This window comes from Halomonas sp. MES3-P3E (assembly GCF_002836035.1).
Lineage (GTDB): Bacteria > Pseudomonadota > Gammaproteobacteria > Pseudomonadales > Halomonadaceae > Vreelandella > Vreelandella arctica.
This window is the reverse complement of the sequence record NZ_PJBT01000095.1, coordinates 1-1,490: the sequence shown is the minus strand read 5'-3', so window position 1 is coordinate 1,490 and position 1,490 is coordinate 1. Positions and strand designations below refer to the sequence as shown.

Below are 1,490 nucleotides of genomic sequence, written 5' to 3'. Positions count from 1 at the left end.
CATTAATATCTGCCCAAAACCTGAGTATTTCATTAACTCTCAAGAACTATATCAAGCCGCAAACTCATTCAAGCGACCTCCATGCGGTCAAAATGCATATTGTAACCTCGCACGCACTTCATCTCCGCTAGCGCCATTGGCTTCTTCGCCATCCATGTAGCTCATTCCAAGTCGAACATTCTTGTTGGCGTAATAGTTAACGCCCAGTGTTGTTTGCTCACCGTCGGTCGTGGCCAGCCCCACATCACTGTATTTTCCGTCACCATCCTCAAAGCGGGCAACAACTTCCCAGGCCCCTTTGGGTGATGCCGGTTTTACCCGCTTGAATGCTCCGGCTTTGTAAGGACGGCTTTCGCCGGTGATGATCCAGCCAAGCTGTACGTAATAGCCATCAACATCCACCTGGCCTTCCTCGGAATCGAAATATTCGGCCTGGGCATGGAAGGGCCCGGAAGCGCCGGCCAATTCCAGATTAAACGTATCGACCTCATTGGCCTGAGTGTCGGCATCACGCGTGGTATAACCCGCACCAAGATGAACAACAGCATTATTCGTTTGAACGGGTGCAACCGTGCCCCGTGCGGTTACTGCCGTGTTATTGAAGTCGTCGCTGCCATCGCCGTCTGCCTCGAAATAGCCGATACCGTAGGTCCAGTTGCTGCCTTTGCCACTGAGCTGGATGCCGCCGCTGCGACCGGGGGTATAACGCTCGGTCATGGCGGATCGCTCAAGGGCCGAGATGTCTTTTGAACTCGTTAATTGTTCCAGGCCGAATGGCTCTTTCTGCTTACCAATAGTCACGGTTGCCGTCGAGCCAAATCCCAGGTAGCGAATGTACAGGTCCTCAGCGTTCCCGCCGTCGGCGCCATCACTCTCAGCCACGTTGAACTGGGCTTTGTACGCCCAGTCGCCAAAGTGGCCCTTGGCGTAGAGGCGTGCCCGGCGCACGTCGAAATCGGTAGTGTCAACACCGTTGGCGTCAGACTGCGTGGCGTCGTAATCCCATTGAAGGCGCCCGCCGAGCTGAAAAGACGCAGAATTGTCAGACGTTTTCACCTTGATACCGCTCTCGGTATCGATCACAAGGTCTTTGCCGCTGGTCGTAACAGTTCCGGCCTGTGCAGCAGAAGCGGCAGAAATCGCCAAAGCCAAGCCCAAATATTTCTTGCTCATGATCTGTCTCACCTTTTTGGTTTGCTTATGTGTGTTGAAGCGCTATTAAAGCCTACTTGGCAAAGATTACAGAATAGTTACAGAGAATGGCATCAAAACAGGGCGCCGGTCCGGGTCAGTGACAGGTTCTGGGGCGCTAGGTGTTGCGGTCGTTTTTCGGGGGCAAGCTCAGAATGCGCCGATTTGTCTCTATAATTATGATAAACAAGAATAAATAAGATGTGGCAGGAATTTTGCTAAATCATATTTGGAGCAATGAAACCCAACCGAAGGTATCCATTATGAAGAAGCAGTTTTTCACCAAATCAGGTTTTATC

The 1,490-nt window shown here is 51.8% G+C and carries 1 protein-coding gene; it reads right to left on the bottom strand.

All coding sequences use genetic code 11. The features are described from left to right. Positions 1-87: 87 nt before the first annotated feature. Positions 88-1,173 (bottom strand): OprO/OprP family phosphate-selective porin, encoded by a 1,086-nt coding sequence (locus CXF87_RS12015; protein ID WP_101146777.1) that lies wholly within the window; start codon positions 1,171-1,173, stop codon positions 88-90. Positions 1,174-1,490: the final 317 nt, after the last annotated feature.

Bases quoted from the DNA above. Each gene is read 5' to 3' on its own strand.
- CXF87_RS12015 (WP_101146777.1), bottom strand. From the start codon at position 1,173: ATGAGCAAGAAATATTTGGGCTTGGCTTTGGCGATTTCTGCCGCTTCT.